Below are 4,671 nucleotides of genomic sequence, written 5' to 3'. Positions count from 1 at the left end.
CCCATCCACGGGCCAAACGCATCAAAGGCGATGAGCAATGACAATCCAACTGATCACCTTCGACCTCGACGACACCCTGTGGGACACCGCCCCGGTGATCGACAGCGCTGAAGCAGTGCTGCGCCAGTGGCTGGCCGAGCACACGCCGAACCTCGGTGCCTTGCCGGTCGATCATTTGTGGACGATTCGTGAGCGGGTATTGAGTCAAGATCCAAGCCTCAAGCACCGCATCAGCGCCCTGCGCCGCCGGGTGCTGTTTCACGCACTGGAAGAAGCCGGTTACGCCCATGAGCAGGCCAACGAGCTGGCCGATCAGGGCTTCGAAGTGTTTTTGCATGCACGGCATCAACTGGAAATCTTCCCCGAGGTGCAACCGACGCTGGAGGTTCTGGCCAATCACTACGCCTTGGGCGTGGTCACCAACGGCAATGCGGATGTGCGCCGGCTAGGGCTGGCGGATTACTTCAAGTTCATCTTGTGCGCAGAAGATATCGGCATCGCCAAACCCGATGCCCGACTGTTCCACGAAGCCTTGAAACGCGGCGATGTAACAGCAGAGGCCGCCGTGCATATYGGCGATCATCCGGGCGATGACATTGCCGGCGCTCAGCAGGCGGGATTGCGGGCGATCTGGTTCAACCCGGCCGGTAAAGCCTGGGAAGCCGACAAGGCGCCCGATGCCGAGATTCGCAGTTTGACCGAGTTGCCGGCACTGTTGGCGCGGTGGAACAGCCAACACCGACCTTGAATGACACACCAACCTTGTGGGAGCGAGCCTGCTCGCGATGAGGGCATAACATTCAGAATTGATGTCGGCTGACAGTCCGCTTTCGCGAGCAAGCCCGCTCCCACGGGGGATCACCGCAATTCCCAGGCTTTTGTTTCACCCATGAAAAAGCCCGCAGCGACGGCGGGCTTTTTCAGCAAGCACGTAGCAGGCGCTTAGATAGGCCGGCTGCCGTACTTGTTATCAGGCTTCTTTGGCGGATCAGCCACTACGTTGGCCTCGACTTCCTGAACCTTGCCGCCTTTGGCAAGGAACTCTTCCATCGCGCGCGCCAGAGCATCACGCTCTTTGTTCTTGGCCTCGACACTCGGCAGCTCGTCTACCGACACCGCAGCCTTGGCCTTGCCTTTGGCCGTCGGGACCGGCGTGTCATCACCGACATCGTCGTCAGCAACGTCTTCCGCCGCTGCTTCCAGGCCTTCTTCGGTCTCGTCTTCGTCGCCTACTTCGAGGTCGTCGTTTTCCAGATCATCGTCGCTCATGTTCTACCTCATGACTTGCGAAAAGCAGATTAGTTATAGCCCAGCTTTGTCGTCTGTCGACGACCGCCGGAAAAAAATCAACATCCACTGGTAACCAGCGGTTTATGCCCCTTCACCGTGCACGGTGGCGAGGACTTTGCGAGCACCGCCATGATCGCGGTGCTCGCCCAGATAAACACCTTGCCAGCTACCTAACGCCAATCGGCCCGCCCTTATCGGCAAACTCAACTGACAGCCTAGCAAACTGGCCTTGAAGTGCGCCGGGAGGTCGTCCAGGCCTTCGTCGTTATGCTCATAGCCAGCTGTTCCTTGTGGGATCAGCCGATTGAAAAACCGTTCGAAGTCGCGACGTACCGCCGGATCGGCGTTCTCGTTGATGGTCAACGACGCCGAGGTGTGCTGCAGCCACAAATGCAACAGACCGACCCGACATGCCTGGAGTTCAGGCAGGCCGGCGAGTAACTCGTCCGTTACCAGATGAAAGCCCCGGGGCCGTGCCCGCAGGGTTATCAGAGTCTGTTGCCACATACAGTTCTCCGCACGTTCGGGGCGCATTCTAGCGCGCTCTGGGAAAAAACAAAGGCCCTAATATTCCTTCAATCATGTAAGCCATTGGCCGCGGAAAAACGCTCGCCACAAACACCACTAAACGCGTACGAAAAAACCTTTCAGCCGTACTTTCAGAGACAAATCCCAGACAAAAAAATGCCCGGCAAGCCGGGCAAATTTTTATGCGCTTGCTTACATGTTGTAGCCGCGCTCGTTGTGAAGTGCCAGATCGATACCCACAGACTCCTCTTCCTCGGTGATGCGCAGCCCCATGACAGCGTCGAGCACCTTGAGGATGATGAACGTGGCGATCGCGGTGTAGATCACCGTGAAACCCACGCCTTTGCACTGAATCCAGACTTGTGCCGCGATGTCGGTCACGGTGCCGAAGCCACCCAGCGACGGAGCCGCGAATACACCCGTGAGGATCGCGCCGAGGATACCGCCGATGCCGTGCACGCCGAAGGCGTCGAGGGAGTCGTCGTAACCCAGTTTGCGTTTCAGGGTCGTGGCGCAGAAGAAGCACACCACACCCGCTGCCAGACCGATGATCATCGAACCCATCGGGCCAACGGTGCCCGCAGCCGGAGTGATCGCAACCAGACCGGCAACCACGCCCGAAGCAATACCCAGTGCGCTAGGTTTGCCGTGGGTCAGCCACTCGGCGAACATCCAGCCCAGGGCCGCTGCGGCGGTAGCAATCTGAGTTACCAGCATGGCCATACCGGCAGTGCCGTTGGCCGCTGCGGCGGAACCTGCGTTGAAACCGAACCAGCCCACCCACAACATCGCGGCGCCCATCAGGGTGTAACCGAGGTTGTGCGGAGCCATCGGAGTGGTCGGGAAGCCTTTGCGCTTGCCCAGTACCAGGCACGCCACCAGACCTGCGACACCGGCGTTGATGTGGACCACGGTGCCGCCCGCGAAGTCGAGCACGCCCCAGTCGCCCAACAGCGAACCCGGACCGCTCCAGACCATGTGTGCGATCGGCGCGTAAACCACGGTGAACCAGATGCCCATGAACACCAGCATTGCGGAGAACTTCATCCGCTCGGCGAAGGCACCGACGATCAGCGCCGGGGTGATGATGGCGAAGGTCATCTGATAGGTGACAAACACCGCCTCGGGGAACAGCGCCGTAGGGCCGGTAATACTGGCAGGCGTAATGCCAGCAAGGAACGCCTTGGCGAAGCTGCCGACAAAGGAATTGAGGTTGACGACGTTGACTTCCATACCCGTGGTGTCAAACGCCATGCTGTAGCCGTAAAGGAACCACAGGATGGTGACCAGGCCGGTAATGGCGAAGCACTGCATCATCAACGAAAGAACGTTTTTGGAACGAACCATGCCGCCATAGAACAGCGCGAGGCCTGGAATGGTCATGAACAGCACGAGGGCAGTAGAGGTCAACATCCAGGCGGTATCGCCGGAATTGAGGACTGGAGGAGCCACCGGATCTGCCGCCATGGCCAGGCCAGGCATTACGATGGACAACAGGGCTCCTAGCCCTGCGAATTTACGCAGAGTCATTTTGTTTTCTCCTGGGGCGTTGGGTTTGGCGGCTTAGATTGCGTCGGTATCGGTTTCGCCGGTACGGATGCGAATAGCCTGTTCCAGATTGACCACGAAGATCTTGCCGTCACCAATCTTGCCGGTGTTGGCCGCCTTGGTTATCGCCTCGATAACCCGGTCCAGATCCTTGTCGTCAATAGCGACATCGATCTTCACCTTGGGCAGGAAATCGACCACGTATTCCGCGCCGCGATACAGCTCGGTGTGACCCTTCTGCCGACCGAAGCCTTTGACCTCAGTGACGGTAATGCCCTGCACGCCGATCTCGGACAACGACTCGCGTACATCGTCCAGTTTGAACGGCTTGATGATGGCAGTGACTAGCTTCATGAAAACTCTCTCCCGAATTGGTGGACTTGCCCCAGGAAAACAAACCCGACTCAAGTCTAAGCGCAGTGCCTGGCTTTGTAACGCATCGTCGGCCCTACTCTCCGACTGACCCCAGTTAACCGCTCCTGACGAAACTCCCCGCTCCGCCTGCCACACTGCATTCGTCACAGCGACTGCATCAGTGCATGGGTCACGAGGGACTAAGCAGAAAGCTTGCCATCTCGTGAAAAACCATTGATTTCAATCCCTTGGCGGCTGCTGCAGGCGCCAATGCCCCATCACTGCCGGCGATACGCACAACAACAGTGCGCGAACGCCCGGCAACATGCGCGAAAAGCGTGCACTCATGCCTGCGCCAATGACTATAGACACTGCGTGATACACTGCCCGCCATTGTTTCCAGGACATTTCTCATGCTCGCACCCAAAGACTTCCTCGATGCCCTGAGCGGCACGGCCTCCCGTCTGTTCAGCGGCGAAACCCCGCTGCCAAAAAGCGAAATCGAAAGCCAGTTCAAAGCCCTGCTGCAAAGCGGCTTCAGCAAACTGGACCTGGTGAGCCGGGAAGAATTCGACAGCCAGATGGTCGTCCTGGCGCGCACCCGGGCACGCCTTGAGAGCCTTGAGGCAAAAGTCGCCGAGCTGGAAGCAAAGTTGAATCCACCCGCCGAATAACCCACAACCCCCTGTGGGAGCGAGCCTGCTCGCGATTAGGGTCGGCACGACCCTCCTGCTATTTCTGGATTCAGCTCTACTTCCAGGCTGAGTCCTACAAAAACACCACCGCTTTCCGATTGCGCCGCCAAGCCCCGGTTTCTAAGCTCAACTCAGCTGAATATTCAGCACTGGGTTTGGCGACCCGGAAAGCTTGCGATGCACCGCGACCACATCTGATATCGGGCACTTCTTTCCCGACTCAAATTATGGCGGCTGTGTGTGGGAGATCTTCGGG

At 58.5% G+C, this 4,671-nt stretch carries 6 protein-coding genes; 2 read left to right on the top strand and 4 right to left on the bottom strand.

The window, feature by feature from the left end; translation table 11 throughout:
• The first annotated feature begins 37 nt into the window (after positions 1–37).
• Positions 38–748, top strand: a complete 711-nt coding sequence (locus AC1DH9_RS22755; RefSeq protein WP_427538856.1) for an HAD family hydrolase — start codon at positions 38–40, stop codon at positions 746–748.
• Positions 749–942: 194 nt separating this feature from the next.
• On the opposite strand, the gene sutA is transcribed toward AC1DH9_RS22755, so the two are convergent.
• The 4 genes from sutA to glnK form a co-directional block, all read right to left on the bottom strand.
• Positions 943–1,269, bottom strand: coding sequence for a transcriptional regulator SutA (gene sutA / locus AC1DH9_RS22750; RefSeq protein ID WP_427529661.1), 327 nt, complete (start codon positions 1,267–1,269; stop codon positions 943–945).
• Between the two features lie 102 nt (positions 1,270–1,371).
• Positions 1,372–1,797 carry a secondary thiamine-phosphate synthase enzyme YjbQ gene (locus AC1DH9_RS22745; protein ID WP_427529659.1) on the bottom strand — a complete coding sequence of 142 codons (426 nt, stop codon included), beginning with the start codon at positions 1,795–1,797 and terminating at the stop codon, positions 1,372–1,374.
• A gap of 213 nt (positions 1,798–2,010) precedes the next feature.
• Positions 2,011–3,348, bottom strand: coding sequence for an ammonium transporter (locus tag AC1DH9_RS22740; RefSeq protein ID WP_427529658.1), 1,338 nt, complete (start codon positions 3,346–3,348; stop codon positions 2,011–2,013).
• A gap of 33 nt (positions 3,349–3,381) precedes the next feature.
• Positions 3,382–3,720 carry a P-II family nitrogen regulator gene (gene glnK, locus AC1DH9_RS22735; RefSeq protein ID WP_002555808.1) on the bottom strand — a complete coding sequence of 113 codons (339 nt, stop codon included), beginning with the start codon at positions 3,718–3,720 and terminating at the stop codon, positions 3,382–3,384.
• Between the two features lie 413 nt (positions 3,721–4,133).
• On the opposite strand from glnK, the gene AC1DH9_RS22730 reads away from it, so the two are divergent.
• Complete coding sequence (locus AC1DH9_RS22730; protein ID WP_010465113.1) at positions 4,134–4,394, top strand: accessory factor UbiK family protein; 261 nt, start codon at positions 4,134–4,136, stop codon at positions 4,392–4,394.
• Positions 4,395–4,671: the final 277 nt, after the last annotated feature.

The sequence above is a fragment of the Pseudomonas sp. 05T35 genome, from assembly GCF_056396605.1.
Note: the sequence above shows the minus strand (reverse complement) of the source record. Positions and strands in the feature narration are given on the sequence as shown.